We start from the raw sequence: 18,961 nt of genomic DNA, 5'->3' as shown, positions 1-18,961 counted from the left end.
CTCCTCTGGTGGTTGAACGCGACGCCTTGAGTTGAGACTGAAGGGGACATCAGGAAAATGCAGGCTGTGACGCCACCGCGTCTTCGTCGCGCTGCTACCGTCGCGTTGTTCGCCATGTCGGCTGCCTTGCTGGCCGCCTGCGCGTCGCAGCCTGAGCCGAAAGCGATGGTCAACAAGAAGACCCGCTCCAAGGAGTATTTCGCCGAATCCGAATATGGCGTGAAGGCAAGCCCGCGTGTGATCTCCCGGAACGGGCGCATCCAACGTGGCGGCGGCAGGGATCAGCTTGGCAAACCCTATCAGGTCCGTGGCAAGTGGTATTACCCGAAGGAAGACAAGCGCTACGCCAAGGTCGGCCTCGCCTCCTGGTATGGCGACGCCTTCCATGGCCGGCTTACCGCCAATGGCGAAGTCTACGACATGACCCATCTGACGGCGGCGCACCCGACCATGCCGCTGCCAAGCTATGCCCGCGTCACCAATCTCAAGACCGGCAGTTCGGTCATCGTTCGCGTCAACGATCGCGGCCCATATCACGAAGGCCGCATCATCGACGTATCGGAGCGCGCTGCCCAGATGCTTGACTATGCCAACACCGGCACCGCTCAGGTGAAGGTCGAATATGTCGGCCGCGCGCCGCTCGACGGCGATGACGACCAGTATCTGATGGCCTCCTATCATCCCGGCAACAGGGCGCCAGACCCGTCGGATGGACTGCCGACCGGCGTCATGGTCGCCATGAACGGGCCGTCGCCAAGCCTGCCTGCCGGCACTGCTGCCGTGCCGTTTCCGGGCCAGTTGACAGATACCGGTTCTGTCCAGCCGATCATGTCGACGCAGTCGTCGGCCTATGGCGATCTGGCGCTTCCGGATTTCGGCCCGATCGTGCCGGAGCGTCCGCAGATCAATCTGCCGCCGCAATCGCCGTTTGCCGTGGCCTCGCTGTCCTATGCCGACGAGCGGGTCGAACGCGCCTCAAATGCCTTCGCCGCGATGGGTGGCGACGGCATGTCGCCGGCCGATGTGCTCCAATCATGGAAGCGGCAGCCGCCAGCGGCCGGTCCGTCCACTGACTACGTCGCGGCTGGTTCGTTCGAGGATGCAGCGGAGGCCAAGCGTGTTGCCGCTGAGCTTGCCGCATACGGCAAGATCGAGATCCAGCGTTCGGAACTCGATGGCGAGGATTGGTATTCGGTCAATCTCTATCCCGATGGCCACCGCAATCTCGATGATTTGCTGCAGGCTGCCTGGTCGCATGGCGCGCCCGATGCGCTGGCTGTGCGCAACTGAGCGCAAGCCTGATGGGATTTCCGCTGCGCGGTTGATCCGCCGCGCAAAAAGCCTGATACTTTTCGCGGGCTTGCCGGCGGTGCCGGCCAACGGGTCGAACATCATGCAATTTCGCTTGCTCCCGCCTCTCGCCGGGCTTCTGGTTTTTGGCTTGCTGCTGTTTTTCCAGGCTCCGGCCGGTGCACAGCTGTTCGAGACCAAGGCCGCGCAGGCCTTCATGATCGATGCCGAGACCGGGACGGTGCTGTTTTCCAAGGAGGCCGACAAGCCGATACCGCCGGCCTCGATGGCCAAGCTGATGACCATGGAAGTGGTTTTCAATGCCATCAAATCCGGCCGCCTGAAGCTCGACGATACGTTCGTGGTCAGCGAGAACGCCTGGCGCAAGGGTGGCGCGCCTTCGGGAACATCGACGATGTTCGCCAAGCTCAAGTCGTCGATCCGGCTCGAAGACCTGATTCAGGGCGTGACCGTGCAGGCGGCCAATGACGGCTGCATCGTCATCGCCGAAGGCATGTCGGGATCCGAAGACAATTTTGCCGTGCAGATGACCGAACGCGCCCGCCAGATCGGCCTCAAGACGTCGACTTTCGTCAATTCGACCGGCCTGCCGGCGGATGGCCAGCAGACGACCGTGCGCGAGCTGGCGCAGCTCGCCCTGCACCTGTGGCGCGATTATCCGGATTTCTATCGCTATTATGCCCAAAAGGATTTCACCTGGAACAAGATCTCACAGAGGAACCGCAATCCGCTGCTGGCGATGGACATCGGCGCCGACGGCCTGGCGGTCGGGGCGAGCGAGGCAGCCGGCTTCGGCATCGTCGGTTCGCTCAGCCACAATGGTACCCGCGTGATCGCGGCGATGAGCGGGCTGGCCTCGGACAAGGAGCGCGCCGAGGAAGCGCGAAAGCTGCTCGACTGGGGTGTCCGCTCCTTCGAGAAGACCGAAATTTTCGCCAGGGACGAGGTGGTTGGAGAAGCCCAGGTTTTCGGCGGCGCCAAATCCGGGGTGACGCTGAAGGCAAAGGGACCGATCGACATCTTCCTGCCGATCACCAACCGCGACAAGCTGACGGCCAGGATCGTCTATGACGGCCCGGTTGCAGCACCGGTGGAGGAGGGGCAGCCGGTGGGTGCGCTGCGCGTCTGGATCGGCGATACGCTGAGCCAGGAGACGCCGCTTTTCGCTGCCGAATCGATCGGCGTCGGCACGCTGCCGCAGCGCGCGCTCGATGCCGTCAAGGAACTGGTGATCGGCTGGCTGCGCTAACGCATGTCGCTCAAAACCAGCCATGGTTTTGGGGAACGGCATGCATAAGGGCAAAAAATCGACGGCATGGACGTTTGGCCCAACGCGGACTATCTAGAGCGCTACAATCCCATTCAGCCATGGACAAGAAGGCCTCTCGGTTGGCACGCGGTTTTTTCATCACCTTCGAAGGCGGCGAGGGGGCAGGCAAGTCGACGCAGATCGAGCGGCTGGCCAGGAAGATGCGCGCCAAGAAATACGACGTGCTGCTTACCCGCGAACCCGGCGGCTCGCCGGGCGCCGAAGCGGTCAGGCATGTGCTGCTGTCGGGCGCAGCCGAACCGTTCGGGCCGAAGATGGAAGCGCTGCTGTTCGCCGCCGCGCGGTCCGATCATGTCGAGCAGGTGATCCGGCCGGCGGTCGAGCGTGGCTCCATCGTGCTTTGCGACCGCTTCCTCGATTCCTCACGCGTCTATCAGGGCGTCACCGGCGGCATCGATCCGGCGTTCATGGATGCGCTGGAACAGGTCGCCATCAACGGCATGATGCCGGACATGACGCTGATCTTCGACATCGACCCAGCGGAAGGCCTGAGGCGCGCAACGCTGCGGCGCGGCGCCGAGGCAGTCGCCGACCGTTTCGAAAAGGAGACGCTGGCGATCCACCAGGCCCGCCGCGAGGCGTTTCTGGCGATCGCCAAGGCCGAGCCGGAGCGCTGCATCGTCGTCGACGCAGCCGCCGAGCCCGACGCGGTTGAGAACGTCGTCACCGCGGCAGTGTTCGCGGCGCTGGCGGCGAGAGCGCCGGCACGCGACAGGCAGGCGACGCCGGCATGATCTTCGAGCGCATCGCACCCGAGCAGCACGACACGCTCGACGGCGTGCCGGAGCCCTCCGAAACGCCCCTTCTGGTCGGGCACGGCCAGGCTGCAGGCGTGCTCACCGCCGCCTATCGCGCCGGCAAGCTGCCGCATGCGCTGATCTTTTCCGGGCCAGTCGGCATCGGCAAGGCGACGCTCGCCTTCCACCTTGCGCATCATCTGCTGAAGCACCCGGATTTCGCGCAGGCGCCGGAAAGCCTTGCCGCTCCCGATCCGGCGTCGTCGCTGTTTCGCCAGATCGCCACCGGGGCGCATCCTTCCGTGCTGCATCTGACCCGGCCGCTGAACGACAAGACCAAGAGTTTCAAGACGGTCGTCACCGTCGATGAGATCCGCAAGGTCAGCCGCTTCCTGTCGCTGACCTCGCATGACGGCAGCTACCGGGTCGTCATCGTCGACCCCGCCGACGACATGAACACCAATGCCGCCAATGCCTTGCTGAAAAATCTTGAAGAGCCGCCGGCACGGACTCTGTTCATCCTGATTGTCCACGCGCCGGGCAGCCTGCTGCCGACGATCCGGTCGCGCTGTCAGGTGGTGAGATTGAACCCGCTCGACGCCGACGACCTGATGACGGTGCTGGAAACGACCGAGCCGGCGCCGCCTGAGGATCCGGCGGCGCGCGCGGCACTGGCCGAGCGGGCAGGGGGCAGCGCCCGCACCGCGATCCTCTTGACGCAGTATGGCGGGTTGGAGATCGCTTCGACGCTCGACGCTCTGGTCACCGGGAAAAAGAGCGATGTCGGCGGCGCGTTCCGCCTCGCCGAAGCCGTGGCCGGCCGCGATCAGGCGATCCAGTTCGATATCTTCAACCGCCGGGTGCTAGACCTGTTGTCGGACGCGGCAAGCCAGGCAGCACTGGCTGGCGATCTCGCACGAGCCAAAACGCTGTCGGACACTTGGCATGAGGCGCTGGACGCTATATCTGAGACCGATACTTACAATCTCGATAAGAAGCAGCACGCCTTGATCATGATCGACCGCCTGAATTCTGCAATGCGAATGTGACTGGGTTTCCTGGATCGGGATGGCAAATGCTGCCTCGATACGATATCCACCGCCACGCCTTTCCATTCAGACATTCATGACGGTTCATTCATGTCACGCGACAAATTCTACATCACCACCCCGATCTTTTATCCGAACGGCAAGCCGCATATCGGCCACGCCTATACGGTCATTGCAACCGACGCCCTGGCACGCTTCCAGCGCCTGGACGGCAAGGACGTCTTCTTCCTGACCGGCACCGACGAGCATGGCCTGAAGATGCAGCAAACTGCCGAGAAGGAAGGTATAACGCCACTGGCGCTGGCCGACCGCAATTCGGCGATTTTCCGCGCAATGACCGAGGCGATGGGCGGCTCGAATGACCAATACATTCGCACGACCGAACCGCGCCACTACGAATCCTGTCAGGCGATCTGGAAAGCGATGGCCGCCAATGGCGACATCTATCTCGACCGCTATAGCGGCTGGTATTCGGTGCGCCAGGAAGCCTATTTCGACGAGAGCGAGACGACGCTCGGCGACGACGGCGTGCGCCGCGAACCGCTTGGGTCGCCGGTCGAATGGAACGAGGAAGAAAGCTATTTCTTCCGGCTTTCCGCCTATCAGGACAAATTGCTGGCGCTTTATGAGAGCCAGCCCGACTTTGTCGGTCCGACCGAGCGCCGCAACGAGGTGCTCAGCTTCGTCAAGTCGGGGCTGAAGGATCTGTCGATCTCGCGCACGACCTTCAAATGGGGCGTGCCGGTGCCAGGCGACGACAAGCATGTGATGTATGTCTGGGTCGACGCCTTGACCAACTACATCACCGCCGCCGGCTATCCCGACACAAAGGCCGAGCAATGGCACTATTGGCCGGCCACGCACATCATCGGCAAGGACATTGTCCGCTTCCATGCGGTCTATTGGCCGGCATTTCTGATGTCGGCGGGCATCGAGTTGCCAAAGCGCGTCTTCGCGCATGGCTTCCTGTTCAACCGCGGCGAGAAGATGTCGAAATCTGTTGGCAACGTCGTCGATCCATTCGCGATGGTCGAGCACTACGGTCTCGACCAGGTGCGCTACTTCTTCCTGCGCGAGGTGCCGTTCGGTAACGATGGCAGCTACAGCCATGACGCGATCGTCAACCGCACCAATGCCGATCTTGCCAACGGTCTCGGCAACCTGGCGCAGCGTTCGCTGTCGATGATCGCCAAGAACTGCGGCGGCGTGGTGCCGCAGCGCGGCGAGCTGACGGATGCAGACAGAGCGATCCTGGATCAGGCCGCCGCCGCGCTCGACACCGCGCGCAAGGCGGTCGCCGAGCAGGGCATCCATCTGGCGCTGGCAGCTATCTTCGGCGTGGTGGCGGAAGCCGATCGCTACTTCGCCGGCGAGGCACCATGGGCGCTGAAGAAGACCAACCCGGCGCGCATGGAAACGGTGCTGTGGACGACCGCCGAAGTCGTGCGCCGCGTGGCGGTGCTGTGTCAGCCCTTCACTCCGGGCTCGGCCGCGAAACTGCTCGACCTGCTGGCGGTGCCGGCGGAGAGCCGCGATTTCGTGCATGTCCACGCGGATCACGCGCTTGTGCCCGGCACTGCGTTGCCGGTGCCGGAAGGCGTGTTTCCGCGTTACGTCGAACAGCCGGACGCGAACATCTGATGCTCGTCGACAGCCACTGCCATCTGGATTTTCCAGATTTCGCCGAGGAGCGGGCGGCCATCGTCGCCCGCGCTTTAGCCGCCGGAATTGGCCGTATGGTGACGATCTCGACACGCGTGAAGCGGTTTCCGCAAGTACTTGAGATCGCTGAAACTTTCGACGAAATCTATTGCTCTGTCGGCACTCATCCGCACAATGCGGCCGAAGAACTGGATATCACGGTCGAGGAGCTTGTGCGGCTATCCGCGCACCCAAAAGTAGTGGCCATCGGCGAGGCCGGTCTCGACTATTTTTACGACAAGGCGCCACGCGATGCACAGGCGCAAGGCTTTCGCAACCACATCGCCGCCGCCCGTGAAACGGGGCTGCCGCTGGTCATCCATTCGCGCGATGCCGATGCCGACATGGCTGATATTCTCGAGGACGAAACAGGGAAGGGCGCCTTCCCCTTCATCCTGCATTGCTTTTCTTCCGGGCGCCGGCTTGCCGAGGTGGGCGTCGCTCTCGGTGGCTACGTGTCGTTCTCGGGCATCCTGACCTTCAAGAATTCAGCTGAGTTGCGTGCCATTGCCGCCGATGTCCCGCATGCCCGATTGCTGGTCGAAACCGATGCGCCCTATCTGGCGCCCGTGCCGTTTCGCGGCAAACGCAACGAGCCCGCCTATGTCGCCCATACCGCCAAAGTGCTGGCCGAAACGATCGGGGTAAGCGAAGCTGAAATCGCCGATCTGACCACAGATAATTTCTTCCGGCTGTTCGGCAAGATGCCGCGGCCTGCAGAGCAAAGTGCCTGAACGATGACTGACCGGCTGCGCCTCACCATTCTCGGCTGCGGCTCGTCCCCAGGTACGCCGCGCATCACCGGCGATTGGGGCAATTGCGACCCCGACAACCCCAGGAACCGGCGCACCCGTGCCGCCGCGCTCGTCGAGCGGATTGCGGCGAACGGCAGCCGAACGACTGTCGTCATCGACACGGGGCCGGATTTTCGGCAGCAGATGCTGCTGGCCGGCGTCAACCGTGTCGATGCGGTCGTCTATACCCACCCGCATGCCGACCATATCCATGGCATCGACGATCTGCGCGGTTTCGTCCTCGATCAGCGCCAGCTCATCGACGTCCATGCCGACAGGGCGACGATGCTTCGGCTGCGGGAAGCGTTCGGATACTGTTTCGAGACGCCGCAAGGCAGTTCCTATCCGCCGATCGTCAGGCCGCATCTCATCGACCACACCAGGCCGGTGGTCGTCGAAGGAGAGGGGGGTACCCTCACCCTCGAGCCGCTGCCGCAGATCCACGGCGACATCGTATCGCTCGGTTTCCGCATTGGCGGTCTCGCCTATTGCCCCGACATCAGCGACTTTCCGGAACCCACCGCCGAACGGCTGGGCGACCTCGACGTGCTGATCATCGACGCGCTGCAGTACCGGACGCATCCAAGTCATCTGTCACTTGGCGAAGCGCTTGAATGGATCCAGCGGCTGGCGCCGATACATGCGGTGCTGACACATATGCACGTGCCGCTCGACTACGTCTCGGTGATGGCCGAGACACCAGCCAATGTCGAACCCGCCTATGACGGCATGGTTATAGAAATCCCTTATGAATCAGCACGATGCGAATAGAGCTTCATGAGGGCTTTCGGCTCCTTGGTGCAAATATCAGCAGCGTTCCGATCCGCTCGTAGCCCATCCGGGGATAAAGCAGCGCCCCGGCATGGGTTGCTGCCAGCACCGAGTACCTTGACCCGCGCGCGCGATCGTCGTGCAACATTTTCGATATCAAAGCCTGACCAATGCCGCGACGCCGGTGCGACGGCTCGACATACATGCTCGAACACCAGGTGGCTCCCACGGCATCCAGGCTGCGAACGCGCCCAACGATGTCGGCGCCGTCGATTGCCACATACTGGCGGAACGGCGCGGTGTCGCCGAGCAAATCGTCTGGGATCGGCTGCCTGCGGATGATCTTTCCCAACTGTGCCGCCCGTTCGGCCGTCTGCACGCGTTCGACCGAAGCAACCGATGGCGGGTTCGGAATCCGGTGCAATCGGTGGACGAAAAAGCCTTCGGTCCGCAGCAGCCGGTAGCCGAGAGCTTTGTAGGCGGTTCGTGTCGGCCCGTCCGGATCGTCGTTCGCGATCACAACGGAAATGGCAAAGCCCGGCCGCGCATGCTGCCGCACGACGGCATCGGTCTCTTGAGCGGCGACGTCATGGACGACCCATTCTTCGCCGCGGTAATCGCGAGGATTCTTGCGTTCGGCATCGCGCATCAGCCACAATGGTCCAACGCGGCTGGCCTCGTAAGGAAAGGTGCGGCTCCTATCAGCGCTGAAGCCATGCACGAACACTTCGATTGCCGCTTCGATCTCGCTGTTTGCCATCTTCATTTCAACAGCCTAGCGTTGGCGATCCGCTCAAGGCAATACGCCACAATCGGCTCAAGCCTATGAGAATCAGCGGCAATTTACAGTTCTTGGCCCATGCGTTAGTTCCATAATCTATCTTATGCGACTTTTGGATACGGCGAGCGGCATGGATGCGGCGGTCCCCGACTTCACTTTCCAGTTCCCTTGGAGGCTTCAGCCTGGAAACACGTGAGGCTTGGAAACATCCGCTCGATATTGTGAGCGCGCAGCCGTCGGCAGCGCGCTCGACTCTTTGTTCGAACGATCGGGTCAATCGGAGCGACTATTCCAGAATAACGGTGGCCTCCACCTCGAAAAGCATGGGATCGATTGCAAGCTTGGGAACGGGAACCAGAGTCTGCGCCGGCAGCGCCTCGCCGAACATGTCCTTGACGTTCCTGGTCAACACCTCGAGCTTGGACATGTCGTGGTCGACCACGAAGACCGTGAGCTTCGCCACCTGATCCGGCTTGGCGCCGATGCCCTCAAGCGCAGCATGCAAATTTGCGTAGGCCTGCTTCACCTGGACGGCGAAATCCGGTGACAAGGTTCCTGTGCTGTCTTGGCCGCCCTGCCCGGAGATGTAGGCGATCCGAGCTCCGAGCGGTGCGATTACGGCGGTGCTGTAGCCATTCGGCGACGGGTCGTAGAGTGCCTGTGGATTGACAATAGTCAGCTTGAACTCGTTCGCCGGCGACGCAGTGGGGACTGCAATGGTCATGATGATTAGCCCTCCGATAAGCAGATGCTTGATTGCGCGTGACATGGTTTTTCGCTTGGCTCCGCAGCCTGCGAGCAACCTACCCTGGCGCCTGCAGATTGAACTTTAACCTAATCGCTACGTGAATCGTGCGATGTACGAGTCATCGTATGGTACGTCGTACGAGTCAATCGCTCAAGATCGACATTTGTCGCGTTGCCGGTCAAAATCGATGTTCTGAAAAAGCGAGGACGACGGATGGTAGCCAAACGCAGCGGCGCCCGGAGCAAAGGGGATCAACGGATAAGCGTGTCGCTCCAGCCCGTGCAGCAAGCGAGCACCGAGCCGCCGCTGTCTCGAGAGCGTATCGTGGCGACCGCGGTGGAACTGCTGGACGCCCAGGGCATAGACGGATTGACAATGCGTCGGCTGGCCGATCGCCTCGGCTCGGGTGTGATGAGTCTATATTGGCACGTCGACAACAAGGAGGATGTCTTTGATCTAGCAGTCGATTCGGTGCTCGAACATCGCGGATCGCCTGAAACAGGTGAGTCTCCGGACTGGCGCGGAGACGTCGTTCATATGCTCGAAGACTGGCGCGCCAGAATGTTGCGCCATCCTTGGTCGGCATCGCTGTTGCCGCGCCGGGCGCTCGGTCGGAACATTCTCGGTCGCCTGGAAATGCTGAGCAAGACCTTGTCCAGAGCCGGTGTTGCGGACGCGGATCTGAACGCCGCGATATGGTCGCTCTGGAACTATGTGATGGGCGCCACCCTCACCCGGGCAAGCTTCGATCTCTCGGAAGAAGACAGGGCAGCCGCACAGCAGCGTCTTACACATCTCAGCGAACACTACCCGACAATCGAACGCTCTCGTCTGCTGTTGGACAACGATTGGGATGGCGCCTTCCGAAGAGGCCTCGACTTCCTGCTCGACGGCCTCTCGCCAAGATAGAATTCCGGCGCTCCGCCCGGAGCAGACCGGATGGCGCTGCTTTGCGCACGCGACGCAAGAGCTTCCCAGTCCACATCATCACGTTTGGCTCGCCGCCAAGGCGGCGCAGGCAGCGGGCAAGCCCCAGATGCTCGATCCCATCGCGGCGGTGGCTGGTGCGGCTGCATTGCAGCTGAATTGTTGCAGTTGGCGATGTCGTCGCCACGCATTGCCAACCGCTGGTCGGAATCCTCTCTGCAGTCGATCTTTTGCGCAAAACCTTTTTGGCCGACATGCGTTGTTTTCTCTCCAAGCCAAGGAGACGATCATGCAGATGAAGTCGGAAATAGCCGGTGAAGCGGCCAAGCAGCGCCATATCCAACGTGGCATCGATGCCAAGGACAAATCGAAAGGCGATGGGAAGCTTCAAGGCGCCATGCAGGCTGGCGCCCGCGAATATCCCGAGCCCCCCTTCCCTGAGCAACATCAGCCCAAACCGGGACATGAATGGGCCATAGAGCCGGCGCCGCTGTACGATGCGCCTTACTATCTCGGATCGAAAAAACTCAACCAAAAGGTAGCGCTCATCACGGGCGGCGATTCGGGCATCGGCCGCTCGGTGGCGGTGTTGTTCGCCCGCGAGGGCGCCGACGTCGCGATCGTCTATCTGGCCGAGGACAAGGACGCTGAAGAGACCAAATCCGCGGTGGAAAAGGAGGGACGACGCTGCCTCCTGGTCAAGGCCGATGTCAGCGAACGCAGCCACTGCCACAAGGCGGTCATGGAGACCGTTGAAAAATTCGGCCGCATCGACGTGCTGGTCAACAATGCTGCGTTCCAGATCCATTCCAGCGACTTCGGCGAGCTCACCGAAGAACATTTCGACACGACGTTGAAGACCAATCTTTACGGCTATTTTCATATGGCGCAGGAAGCGGTGCCGCACATGAAACCCGGTTCGGCGATCATCAACACCGGTTCGGTAACCGGTATCGACGGTTCAAAACAGCTGGTCGACTATTCGATGACCAAGGGCGGCATTCATGCTTTCACGCGGGCCCTGTCGGGCAATCTCATCGGCAAGGGCATAAGGGTGAATGCGGTAGCACCGGGTCCGGTGTGGACGCCGCTCAATCCGTCGGACAAGGAAGCTGACGACGTCTCGAAATTCGGCGCCGACACGCCAATGAAACGACCAGCGCAACCGGAAGAGCTCGCGCCGGCCTATGTGTTCCTCGCTTCGCCGCATTGCTCGAGCTACATCACCGGCGAAATCTTGCCCGTCGTCGGAGGGTACTGAGGATGGCCGAAACGAAGTCCGCAACGAAGGAGTAGGATGGATGGGCCGTCTGCTTTTCATGGTGGCGTTCGCTTGTGTAGCGTATCGCATCTACACGGAAACCGCAGGGTCTGCTCGGCATGTGCCGCAGGATGACGGTGAGGCGCTGCGCAAGCAATCAGCGGCACTGGGCGTCGACCCGTCTCGCTGACGGGATGGAACCTACCGGCAATCCGGCCGGCCGAGTTACCAGCCGGCCGGATTGCAGCCTTATTCGGCTGCCTGCAGGTTGATCTTGCTTTCCGCCATTTCGGTGAGCTTGCGATCTGTCGCCTGTTCTTCCTTGAGATTCTTGGCCAGCACATTGGCGCAGTCGGTGCGGCCAAGCTGCTTGGCCCAGGCGATGAGCGTGCCGTAGCGCGTCATCTCGTAGTGTTCGACGGCCTGCGCCGAAGCAATCAGCGCCGCGTCGAGAACCTCCTTGTCATCGACGTCACCGCTCACATCGTCGGCCTCCTCGAGAATGCCGTCGATTGCCGGACAGTTGACCTCCTTGGCCTTGACGCCATGCAACTCAAACACCTGTTCGACGCGCTCGACATGGCCTCTCGTCTGATCGAGGTGCTTTTCAAATCCGGCTTTCAATTGCGGGTCGGTTGCCTTGTCGATCATCTTCGGCAGCGCTTTCTCGATCTGCTTTTCGGCGTAATAGATGTCGCGCAGCGTGTGCACGAAGAGATCGTCGAGTGTCTTTATGTCCTTCGAAAAGAAGCCCATGGCCTTACCTTTCATTGCGCTTGGTGTGGATTTCGGCGACGGGGTTTGCGCCGCCAACAAAGACCGGGACGGTTCCCGGCTTCTCTGGTCAACGTGCCGGCACCGAAGGAGTTCCTGATTTCCGAGGGCGGACCGTTCCCCCTTCTCCAAGACCTCGATCCGGTCGGCGGGGAGCCTTTGTCTCGATCACACGTTCTAGCCGCAGAGCAATCGGAACCGAGAAGGGTTGGCGGAATGTATTTCATTGCATTGGCGACTGACTATGACGGCACGCTGGCTCATGATGGGGTCGTCGCCAAGAAAACGCTCACTGCGCTTGAGCGGTTCAAGAAAAGCGGCCGCAAGCTGGTTCTCGTCACCGGGCGTGAACTGCCCGATCTCAAGGGCGTCTTTCCCGAGCTTAGCCTCTTCGACAAGGTCGTCGCTGAGAATGGCGCGATGATCTACACGCCGGCCAGCGAGGAAGAGCGGGTGATCGCCCCGCCGCCCGAGCCCAAATTCGTCGCCAGGTTGAAGAGGCAGGGCGTCAAGCCGCTTTCGGTCGGACGATCGATCGTCGCGACCTGGGAACCGCATCAAGCGACCGTGCTTGAGGTCATCAAGAAGATGGGTCTCGAACTGGAAATCATCTTCAACAAGGGCGCGGTGATGATCCTGCCGAGCGGCATCAACAAAGCCACCGGGCTCGCCGCGGCCCTTCAGGACCTTCGACTTTCGCCGCACAACGTCGTCGGCGTCGGCGACGCCGAGAACGATCATGCGTTCCTGCAAGCCTGTGGCTGCAGCGTCGCCGTCGACAATGCAATTCCGGCGGTCAAGGATACAGCCAACCTGATCATGCCTGGCGCCCGAGGCAAAGGCGTGGAGCAACTGATCGCAAAGCTGATAAAGCGTGATCACGCGATAGTGCCGAAGCGCCATGACGGCATCGTTCTTGGATCATCTGGCGGCGATGATACCTACCTGTCGCCGAGCGACACGATCCTCATTGCCGGGAGTTCCGGTATCGGTAAATCCACCTTGGCCACCGCGCTGACCGAACGCTTCGTCGAAAGCGGCTTTCAGTTTTGTGTCTTCGATCCCGAAGGCGACTATGATGGCCTCGAAGGCGCCGTTCGCCTGGGAGACGGCTCAAGCGCGCCGACAAAGGCGCAAGTGCTCGATCTGATCGCCAAGGCCGACAGCAACATAGTCGTCAATGGACTGGCCCTGCGGGTCGACGAGAGGCCGGATTTCTTTGCCGACCTGCTGCCTGGCCTCAGCAGTTTCCGCCGGCGCACCGCGAGACCGCACTGGCTCGTGATCGATGAAGCGCATCATCTTCTGCCCAAGCGGCGCGACGATACGCGGGCGGTTCTGTCATTGGAATTGCCTGGCACAATCCTGATCACCGTTCACCCCGAGGCGATCTCGACAGACGCCTTGCGCCTGGTGACAGCCATCATTGCGCTTGGCCCCAAGGCAAAGGACGTCGTGAAGGTCTTCTGCCGTGAAACCGGCATTGAGCCGCCGAAGGTCATCCCCAGCCCGAAAGGTGCGCGCGTGCTGTTCTGGCGGCCGCAGGCAGGCAAAAAAGTCAAGACGGTCAAAGTGGTCGAACCACGTCAGTCACTCAAGCGGCACAGCCGGAAATATGCCGAAGGCCAGCTCGACGAAGCCGGCAGCTTCTATTTCCATGGCCCTGAGAATGCGATGAATCTCAGGGCTCACAATCTGATGATCTTCGCTCAGATCGCCGAGGGCATAGATGACAAGACCTGGGAGTTTCATTTGCGCACCGGCGACTATTCCAAATGGTTTCGACATCAGATCAGGGACAAGGACCTGGCGCGCGAAACCGCCGAGGCGGAAGAGGACAAGACCCTGTCGGCGGAGGAGAGCCGCAAGCGGGTGCTTGATGCCGTGCGCCGCCGTTACACGGCTCCCGCCACAGCCCCGGAGTGACACGCGAGAGCCAAGGCAATCAAGCCAGCGCTGCATGCGAAATTCTTCAGTCAGGCAACGCCGCCACCGCGACAATTTCAACGACGATGTCGGCTTGCGCAAGCGCTGCAACTCCGATCACCTCCGAAGGCGGCGGGTTGTTATAGCTGCAGTGCTTCGGGCAATGCTCGGCAAAGAACTCGTCCAGTACGTCGAGACGAAAATTGGGTGAACTCAGAACGCCGCCATCGGGAAATGGCCCCTTGATGAAGAAGGTCAGCCGGATGAGATAGTCGAGCGCGCTGCCGAGTTCTTCCAGATCTGATTTGATGTTCGCCAGAATTGCACGCCACTGTGCCGCCGCATCGCCAGTGAATCCCCCTCCTCTCTTTCCGGTCGGATCATAATTTTCGGCGGTTGCCGTATTTCCGCAAAGGTAGACAAATCCCTTTGCTCCGGAGACGACCGTGCCTTTTCCCCACGGCATCAACTTTCCGTTTTTGAATTTCTTATGGGTTACGAGTTCCATGCTTCGTCCAGAACTCTTGATCGTCAGCCTATCAAATCGTCTATTCTGATCGGCAGATCGCGAATGCGCTTGCCGGTGGCATGATAGACGGCACTCGCCACGGCAGCAGCCGTTCCGACATTGCCGAGTTCGCCCAAACCCTTGACGCCGGCAGGGTTGACCTGATGGTCGATTTCGGGGACCAGGATAACGTCGACCTGTTTGATGTCGGCGTTGACCGGTACGAGATAGTCCTGCAGGTCGCGGTTGACGTAGCGCGCGTGTCGCTGATCGATTTCCGTCGCCTCGTGCAACGCCTGGCCGATACCCCAGATCATGCCACCCATCAGCTGGCTGCGCGCGGTGCGCGTGTTCATGATGCGCCCGGCGGCGAAGGCCCCGACGATGCGCGGGGCCCGGATTTCGCGTGTATAGCTGTTGATGCGCACTTCGACGAACTCGGCGCCAAAGGCATATTTGACCGAATCTTCGTCGTTCTCTCCACCATGAAATTCCGACTGTCCGGCATAGAGTTTGCTGAGGGCTTCAGGCGAAGAACCCTTCGGCGCAAACTCGGCATATTCCTCGATGGCGCCGACTTGCATAGCCTTGAAGACATCAGCCAGCTTTGCGGATTTGCCGGTCTCGGTGACGACCTCTTCGTCCTTCAAGTCCAGCTTCGCATTGCCCGAACCGGCCAGCGGAGCCCCCCTGCCCGCAGCGGCGGCGAACAGCTTTTCGCGTATCGCGTCGCAGGCTTTCATGACCGCCGAGCAGACACTGGCGGTCGAGATCGATCCGCCCGACACGGGAGCCGGCGGCAAGGCACTGTCGCCCATCTCGACGCTGATCTTGTCCATGCCGATGCCCAGTCTTTCGGCCGCCATCTGGCCGGCAATGGTGCGAACGCCGGTGCCGATTTCATGCGAGCCGCACTGGATCCGAACCTCGCCGTCGGCGGTGAGACGAACCCGGGCCGCGCAGGGCGCGGCGGCAGTCGGATAGATCGCCGTCGCACAGCCCATCCCGACCAGCCAGTCGCCGTCGCGCATCGAGCCGACCTTGGGATCGCGCTTCGACCAGCCAAAGGCCTCCGACGCCTGGTCGTAGCACTTGATGAGTGAGCGGCTGGAAAATGGCTTGCCTCCGATGGGCTCCTTCTCCGGTTCATTGATGCGACGAAACTCGACAGGATCCATGCCGAGGGCCACGGCCATTTCGTCCATGGCGTTTTCCAGCGCGTAGACATAAGGCGTCTCCGGCGGCGATCGCATGTAGCCAGGCGTGTTGCGGTCGGCATGAACCAGCGAAACATGCGTCAGAACGGCGCCGTAATTGTACATGCGCGCGGTGGCGGACGTGCCGCCGACGACATAAGGGTCGGGGCGTGACGTCACCTCCCAGGCCTCATGTCCGAACGCCGTGATGCGGCCGTCCTTGCCGGCGCCCATGCGGATCCGATGCCGCGTTTCGGCGCGATAGGTCTGCGTACCGAAGGCTTGCATGCGATTGACGACGCAACGAACCGGGCGGCCAATGCGTCGCGCCGCGACGGCAACGATAGCGGTGCGTGCCGTCATCGGCCCCTTGGAGCCGAAGGCGCCGCCGATATAGGGACTGACGATCCGCACATTGGCCGGATCGAGCTTCAGCTGGCGTGCCAGTTCCACCTTCCAGCCGGTAACGTTCTGGCTGGGCTCGTGTATGGTCAACTGGTCGCCTTGCCATATTGCGGTGGTCGAAAACAGTTCGATCGGATTGTGATGCTGGGTCGGTGTCGAATATTTTTCGTCGATCTTTACCGTCGCATCCGCCCAGGCGGCATCGAAATCACCGGCCTTCGCATCCTCCTTGAACATAGGGTTTTTGCCGGCAGCCGGCTCCATCTTCACGCCCTTGGAATCAAAGCTGGCGGCGGGCCGTTCGTCCTCATAGTCGGCGCGGATCAACATTGCGGCTTCCTCCGCCGCCTCGAAGGTCTCGGCAACCACCAGAGCGATGATCTGACCGTCGTGAAAAACCGTCTTGTCGTGCAAAGGCCCGATCGAACTTGCGCCGGTGTTGCCGAATTTCGGCGTGTCGGTCTTGTCCATATCGTCATAGGTGACGATGTCCAGCACACCGGGTACGGCCCGGGCGTCTTTCGTGTGAAGTCCCGAAACCTTGCCCCGGGCAATGCTGCTGGTGGCAAGGGCACCGTAGGCGACGTTGGCCGTGACGATGTCGGCGGGATAGCCGGCCTGTCCGGTAACTTTTAGCCGGGCGTCAATGCGGACAACCGGATCGCCCTGGTTTTCCCTGGGGGCGGGTGCAGCTTGGTTCATGGCTCAGCCCTTCATATCCCGGGTTTCGAGCAGCGCCCGCACCAGCGTGCGCTTGCCGAGCGGTATCTTGAATGCGTTATGCTCGCGCGGTCTGGCATCGGCGAAGGCAGCCTCGGCAGCCTCTTGCGCCGCGGCTTCGTCAAGCACTTTGCCCTGTAGCGCGTCCTCTGCTTCGCGCGCCCGCCACGGCACCGTCGCCACACCACCAAGCGCAATGCGCGCACTCCTTACCGTCTCGCCATCCATGTCGAGCGCAACAGCCGCGGACGCCAACGCAAACGCGTAGGATTCGCGATCACGAATCTTCAGATAGCGCGACCGGCTGCTCCACCGTTCGAGCCGCACTTCGATGGCGGTTATGAGCTCGTCGGCGGCGAGATCCGTCTCGATGTCGGGCGTGTCGCCCGGCCGTTTGTGCAGCTTGGCAAATGCAAGCGTGCGCCTTCCCCGCGGACCTTCGATCTCGACGGTGGCATCGAGCGCAACCAGCGCCTGCGCGAAATCGCCGTGATACGTGGCGATGCAGGCATCGCTCGTACCCAGCACGGCGTGTTGGCGATTGGACCCTTCCATCGCAGCGCAACCGGAGCCGGGTTCGCGCTTGTTGCACGGCCAGGAAATCTCTCGAAAATACTCGCAGCGCGTACGTTGCAGCACATTGCCGCCCAGGCTCGCCATGTTGCGAAGCTGACCGCTGGCGGCGAATTTCAGGCTGTCGGCAAGGGCGGGGCAACGCCGCCGGACGTCATCGTTGTCGGCTGCTTCACCCATGCGGACCAGTGCACCAAACCGGATCGTGTTATCGTTTATCCTGATCTGCCGCAAGGCTGGCTCGGCAAGAGTGTTGAGGTCAAGCAGTCGGTCCGGCCGCGCGACACCGAGCTTCATGTAGTCGGCCAGATTGGTGCCGCCGGCGATGAATTGCGTGTCGGCGCCGGTTGGCGGAACGCGCACGGCATCGACACGGGATGCCATGGCGATTGCAGCGGAGACGCTGGTTGGTCTTTCATAAACGAAGGGGCGCATCCTAAGCCCTCCTGATCTCGTCGCGCGCCTGGACGATCGCCGCAACGATGTTGGGATACGCCGCACAGCGACATAGATTGCCGCTCATATATTCGCGAATGTCATCTTCCGATCCAGCATGGCCTTCGTTGATGCAACCGATTGCGGACATGATCTGACCCGGTGTGCAATAGCCGCATTGAAAGGCATCGTGGTCGACGAAGGCCTGCTGGACCGGATGCAGTTCCCCGTCCGTCGAGGCCAGGCCTTCCACCGTTGTGATCTCCCGCCCCTGGTTCATGACGGCAAAGCTCAAGCAGGACAGTACCCGCTTTCCATCGATCAGAACCGTGCAGGCGCCGCACTGACCGTGATCGCAACCTTTCTTGGTGCCGGTCAGGCCGACGTGGTCGCGCAGAGCGTCAAGCAGGCTGGTTCGATTGTCGAGCGCGAGATTGTAGGTCTGTTTGTTGATACGCATTGAAACCGCCGACAAGTCGCGCGGTTCGGCTGGCTTTGCGGACGCTGGCTGGGCAGCTCTCGTCGGGGAATTCACAAGCGGCATCGCCGCCGCCGCCGAAACAGAGGCCGTCATGAACATGCGTCTGCTCAGGCCACTGGACATCTTGGCATCGGGCATGGCTGGCTCCGGGCTGGCTGGGTCTCAAGCGGCCCAAACCAGTCGCGGAGGACAAAGTTCCCTCCTCACGAGCCTGTGATCCTTTTTCTGCTGGCGGGATCGATATAACCGGAACCTCGCCTGTCGAGCGATGGTTGTGTGCCAAGAGCCGGTGTGTGCCAAGGGCCGGAAGGAGGCGATCATGAGCGATGGTCGGCATGACAAGGACGGTGACAATGGACCTGTGTTCTCTGCGGAGCAGGCGAGACAGGGCGAGATCATCCTGCGAACGCGCACGCGTCGGGTTATGTTCATAGCCGGCTTGGTCGGTATCGTGATCCTGGCCATCGTGGTCAGGTTGGCAATCGGCTGAACCAATTCCGCCAGGCGCGAAACCGTGCCCGGTCGCCAGGAAC

19 protein-coding genes are annotated in these 18,961 nt (G+C 61.5%); 12 read left to right on the top strand and 7 right to left on the bottom strand.

Annotation, left to right across the window (positions count from 1 at the left end; genetic code table 11):
* The first annotated feature begins 57 nt into the window (after positions 1–57).
* The 7 genes from EOC83_RS05845 (at position 58) to EOC83_RS05815 (ending at position 7,693) form a co-directional block, all read left to right on the top strand.
* Entirely contained in the window at positions 58–1,290 is a 1,233-nt protein-coding gene (locus tag EOC83_RS05845) for a septal ring lytic transglycosylase RlpA family protein (protein ID WP_063168012.1), read from the top strand.
* Between the two features lie 103 nt (positions 1,291–1,393).
* Positions 1,394–2,560, top strand: coding sequence for a D-alanyl-D-alanine carboxypeptidase family protein (locus EOC83_RS05840; protein WP_063170240.1), 1,167 nt, complete (start codon positions 1,394–1,396; stop codon positions 2,558–2,560).
* Positions 2,561–2,700: 140 nt separating this feature from the next.
* Positions 2,701–3,375: a dTMP kinase gene (gene tmk / locus EOC83_RS05835; RefSeq protein ID WP_063170241.1), complete on the top strand. Its 675-nt coding sequence runs from the start codon at positions 2,701–2,703 to the stop codon at positions 3,373–3,375.
* Positions 3,372–4,427 carry a DNA polymerase III subunit delta' gene (locus EOC83_RS05830; protein ID WP_063168013.1) on the top strand — a complete coding sequence of 352 codons (1,056 nt, stop codon included), beginning with the start codon at positions 3,372–3,374 and terminating at the stop codon, positions 4,425–4,427. Before tmk ends, EOC83_RS05830 begins: the two co-directional genes overlap by 4 nt.
* 90 nt (positions 4,428–4,517) lie before the next feature.
* Complete coding sequence (gene metG / locus EOC83_RS05825) at positions 4,518–6,068, top strand: methionine--tRNA ligase (RefSeq protein ID WP_063168014.1); 1,551 nt, start codon at positions 4,518–4,520, stop codon at positions 6,066–6,068.
* Entirely contained in the window at positions 6,068–6,862 is a 795-nt protein-coding gene (locus EOC83_RS05820; protein ID WP_063168015.1) for a TatD family hydrolase, read from the top strand. Before metG ends, EOC83_RS05820 begins: the two co-directional genes overlap by 1 nt.
* 3 nt (positions 6,863–6,865) lie before the next feature.
* Complete coding sequence (locus EOC83_RS05815) at positions 6,866–7,693, top strand: MBL fold metallo-hydrolase (protein ID WP_127325922.1); 828 nt, start codon at positions 6,866–6,868, stop codon at positions 7,691–7,693.
* A 4-nt stretch (positions 7,694–7,697) separates the two neighbouring features.
* Here EOC83_RS05815 and EOC83_RS05810 read toward each other — a convergent pair whose 3' ends face one another.
* Together EOC83_RS05810 and EOC83_RS05805 are read right to left on the bottom strand one after the other, a co-directional pair.
* Positions 7,698–8,342 carry a GNAT family N-acetyltransferase gene (locus EOC83_RS05810; protein WP_224620913.1) on the bottom strand — a complete coding sequence of 215 codons (645 nt, stop codon included), beginning with the start codon at positions 8,340–8,342 and terminating at the stop codon, positions 7,698–7,700.
* Positions 8,343–8,760: 418 nt separating this feature from the next.
* Positions 8,761–9,243, bottom strand: a complete 483-nt coding sequence (locus EOC83_RS05805; protein WP_027161647.1) for a RidA family protein — start codon at positions 9,241–9,243, stop codon at positions 8,761–8,763.
* Between the two features lie 192 nt (positions 9,244–9,435).
* Between EOC83_RS05805 and EOC83_RS05800 the strand changes: the two genes are divergently transcribed.
* From EOC83_RS05800 to EOC83_RS05790, 3 genes are all read left to right on the top strand, one after another.
* Complete coding sequence (locus tag EOC83_RS05800) at positions 9,436–10,131, top strand: TetR/AcrR family transcriptional regulator C-terminal domain-containing protein (RefSeq protein WP_013531570.1); 696 nt, start codon at positions 9,436–9,438, stop codon at positions 10,129–10,131.
* Positions 10,132–10,438: 307 nt separating this feature from the next.
* Positions 10,439–11,410 carry an SDR family oxidoreductase gene (locus EOC83_RS05795; protein ID WP_024505521.1) on the top strand — a complete coding sequence of 324 codons (972 nt, stop codon included), beginning with the start codon at positions 10,439–10,441 and terminating at the stop codon, positions 11,408–11,410.
* A gap of 40 nt (positions 11,411–11,450) precedes the next feature.
* Positions 11,451–11,600 (top strand): hypothetical protein, encoded by a 150-nt coding sequence (locus EOC83_RS05790; protein WP_013531568.1) that lies wholly within the window; start codon positions 11,451–11,453, stop codon positions 11,598–11,600.
* 59 nt (positions 11,601–11,659) lie between these two features.
* Here the strand turns inward: EOC83_RS05790 and EOC83_RS05785 are convergent, their stop codons facing one another.
* On the bottom strand, positions 11,660–12,166 hold the full coding sequence (locus EOC83_RS05785; RefSeq protein WP_013531567.1) for a ferritin-like domain-containing protein: 507 nt from the start codon (positions 12,164–12,166) through the stop codon (positions 11,660–11,662).
* Between the two features lie 234 nt (positions 12,167–12,400).
* On the opposite strand from EOC83_RS05785, the gene EOC83_RS05780 reads away from it, so the two are divergent.
* On the top strand, positions 12,401–14,110 hold the full coding sequence (locus tag EOC83_RS05780) for an HAD family hydrolase (protein WP_063168016.1): 1,710 nt from the start codon (positions 12,401–12,403) through the stop codon (positions 14,108–14,110).
* A 46-nt stretch (positions 14,111–14,156) separates the two neighbouring features.
* Here the strand turns inward: EOC83_RS05780 and EOC83_RS05775 are convergent, their stop codons facing one another.
* The 4 genes from EOC83_RS05775 to EOC83_RS05760 are packed head-to-tail and all read right to left on the bottom strand — an operon-like array spanning position 14,157 to position 18,566.
* A complete protein-coding gene (locus tag EOC83_RS05775) occupies positions 14,157–14,618 on the bottom strand; it encodes a RidA family protein (RefSeq protein WP_063168017.1) in 462 nt (153 codons plus the stop codon).
* 23 nt (positions 14,619–14,641) lie between these two features.
* Positions 14,642–16,921 carry a xanthine dehydrogenase family protein molybdopterin-binding subunit gene (locus EOC83_RS05770; protein ID WP_063168018.1) on the bottom strand — a complete coding sequence of 760 codons (2,280 nt, stop codon included), beginning with the start codon at positions 16,919–16,921 and terminating at the stop codon, positions 14,642–14,644.
* A gap of 3 nt (positions 16,922–16,924) precedes the next feature.
* Complete coding sequence (locus tag EOC83_RS05765; RefSeq protein ID WP_063168019.1) at positions 16,925–17,947, bottom strand: xanthine dehydrogenase family protein subunit M; 1,023 nt, start codon at positions 17,945–17,947, stop codon at positions 16,925–16,927.
* Position 17,948: 1 nt separating this feature from the next.
* Positions 17,949–18,566 (bottom strand): (2Fe-2S)-binding protein, encoded by a 618-nt coding sequence (locus EOC83_RS05760; RefSeq protein WP_013531562.1) that lies wholly within the window; start codon positions 18,564–18,566, stop codon positions 17,949–17,951.
* Positions 18,567–18,747: 181 nt separating this feature from the next.
* Between EOC83_RS05760 and EOC83_RS05755 the strand changes: the two genes are divergently transcribed.
* On the top strand, positions 18,748–18,918 hold the full coding sequence (locus EOC83_RS05755; protein ID WP_082826673.1) for a hypothetical protein: 171 nt from the start codon (positions 18,748–18,750) through the stop codon (positions 18,916–18,918).
* The last annotated feature ends 43 nt before the right edge of the window (positions 18,919–18,961 follow it).

This window comes from Mesorhizobium sp. Primo-A (genome assembly GCF_003997175.1).
GTDB classification, from domain to species: domain Bacteria; phylum Pseudomonadota; class Alphaproteobacteria; order Rhizobiales; family Rhizobiaceae; genus Mesorhizobium; species Mesorhizobium ciceri.
The sequence above is the reverse complement of the archived record's forward strand: the minus strand, read 5'-3'. Positions and strand labels throughout refer to the sequence as shown.

Bases quoted from the DNA above. Each gene is read 5' to 3' on its own strand.
- EOC83_RS05845 (WP_063168012.1), top strand. From the start codon at position 58: ATGCAGGCTGTGACGCCACCGCGTCTTCGTCGCGCTGCTACCGTCGCG.
- EOC83_RS05840 (WP_063170240.1), top strand. From the start codon at position 1,394: ATGCAATTTCGCTTGCTCCCGCCTCTCGCCGGGCTTCTGGTTTTTGGC.
- EOC83_RS05830 (WP_063168013.1), top strand. From the start codon at position 3,372: ATGATCTTCGAGCGCATCGCACCCGAGCAGCACGACACGCTCGACGGC.
- metG (WP_063168014.1), top strand. From the start codon at position 4,518: ATGTCACGCGACAAATTCTACATCACCACCCCGATCTTTTATCCGAAC.
- EOC83_RS05820 (WP_063168015.1), top strand. From the start codon at position 6,068: ATGCTCGTCGACAGCCACTGCCATCTGGATTTTCCAGATTTCGCCGAG.
- EOC83_RS05815 (WP_127325922.1), top strand. From the start codon at position 6,866: ATGACTGACCGGCTGCGCCTCACCATTCTCGGCTGCGGCTCGTCCCCA.
- EOC83_RS05810 (WP_224620913.1), bottom strand. From the start codon at position 8,342: ATGCGCGATGCCGAACGCAAGAATCCTCGCGATTACCGCGGCGAAGAA.
- EOC83_RS05805 (WP_027161647.1), bottom strand. From the start codon at position 9,243: ATGTCACGCGCAATCAAGCATCTGCTTATCGGAGGGCTAATCATCATG.
- EOC83_RS05800 (WP_013531570.1), top strand. From the start codon at position 9,436: ATGGTAGCCAAACGCAGCGGCGCCCGGAGCAAAGGGGATCAACGGATA.
- EOC83_RS05795 (WP_024505521.1), top strand. From the start codon at position 10,439: ATGCAGATGAAGTCGGAAATAGCCGGTGAAGCGGCCAAGCAGCGCCAT.
- EOC83_RS05790 (WP_013531568.1), top strand. From the start codon at position 11,451: ATGGGCCGTCTGCTTTTCATGGTGGCGTTCGCTTGTGTAGCGTATCGC.
- EOC83_RS05785 (WP_013531567.1), bottom strand. From the start codon at position 12,166: ATGGGCTTCTTTTCGAAGGACATAAAGACACTCGACGATCTCTTCGTG.
- EOC83_RS05780 (WP_063168016.1), top strand. From the start codon at position 12,401: ATGTATTTCATTGCATTGGCGACTGACTATGACGGCACGCTGGCTCAT.
- EOC83_RS05775 (WP_063168017.1), bottom strand. From the start codon at position 14,618: ATGGAACTCGTAACCCATAAGAAATTCAAAAACGGAAAGTTGATGCCG.
- EOC83_RS05770 (WP_063168018.1), bottom strand. From the start codon at position 16,921: ATGAACCAAGCTGCACCCGCCCCCAGGGAAAACCAGGGCGATCCGGTT.
- EOC83_RS05765 (WP_063168019.1), bottom strand. From the start codon at position 17,947: ATGCGCCCCTTCGTTTATGAAAGACCAACCAGCGTCTCCGCTGCAATC.
- EOC83_RS05760 (WP_013531562.1), bottom strand. From the start codon at position 18,566: ATGCCCGATGCCAAGATGTCCAGTGGCCTGAGCAGACGCATGTTCATG.
- EOC83_RS05755 (WP_082826673.1), top strand. From the start codon at position 18,748: ATGAGCGATGGTCGGCATGACAAGGACGGTGACAATGGACCTGTGTTC.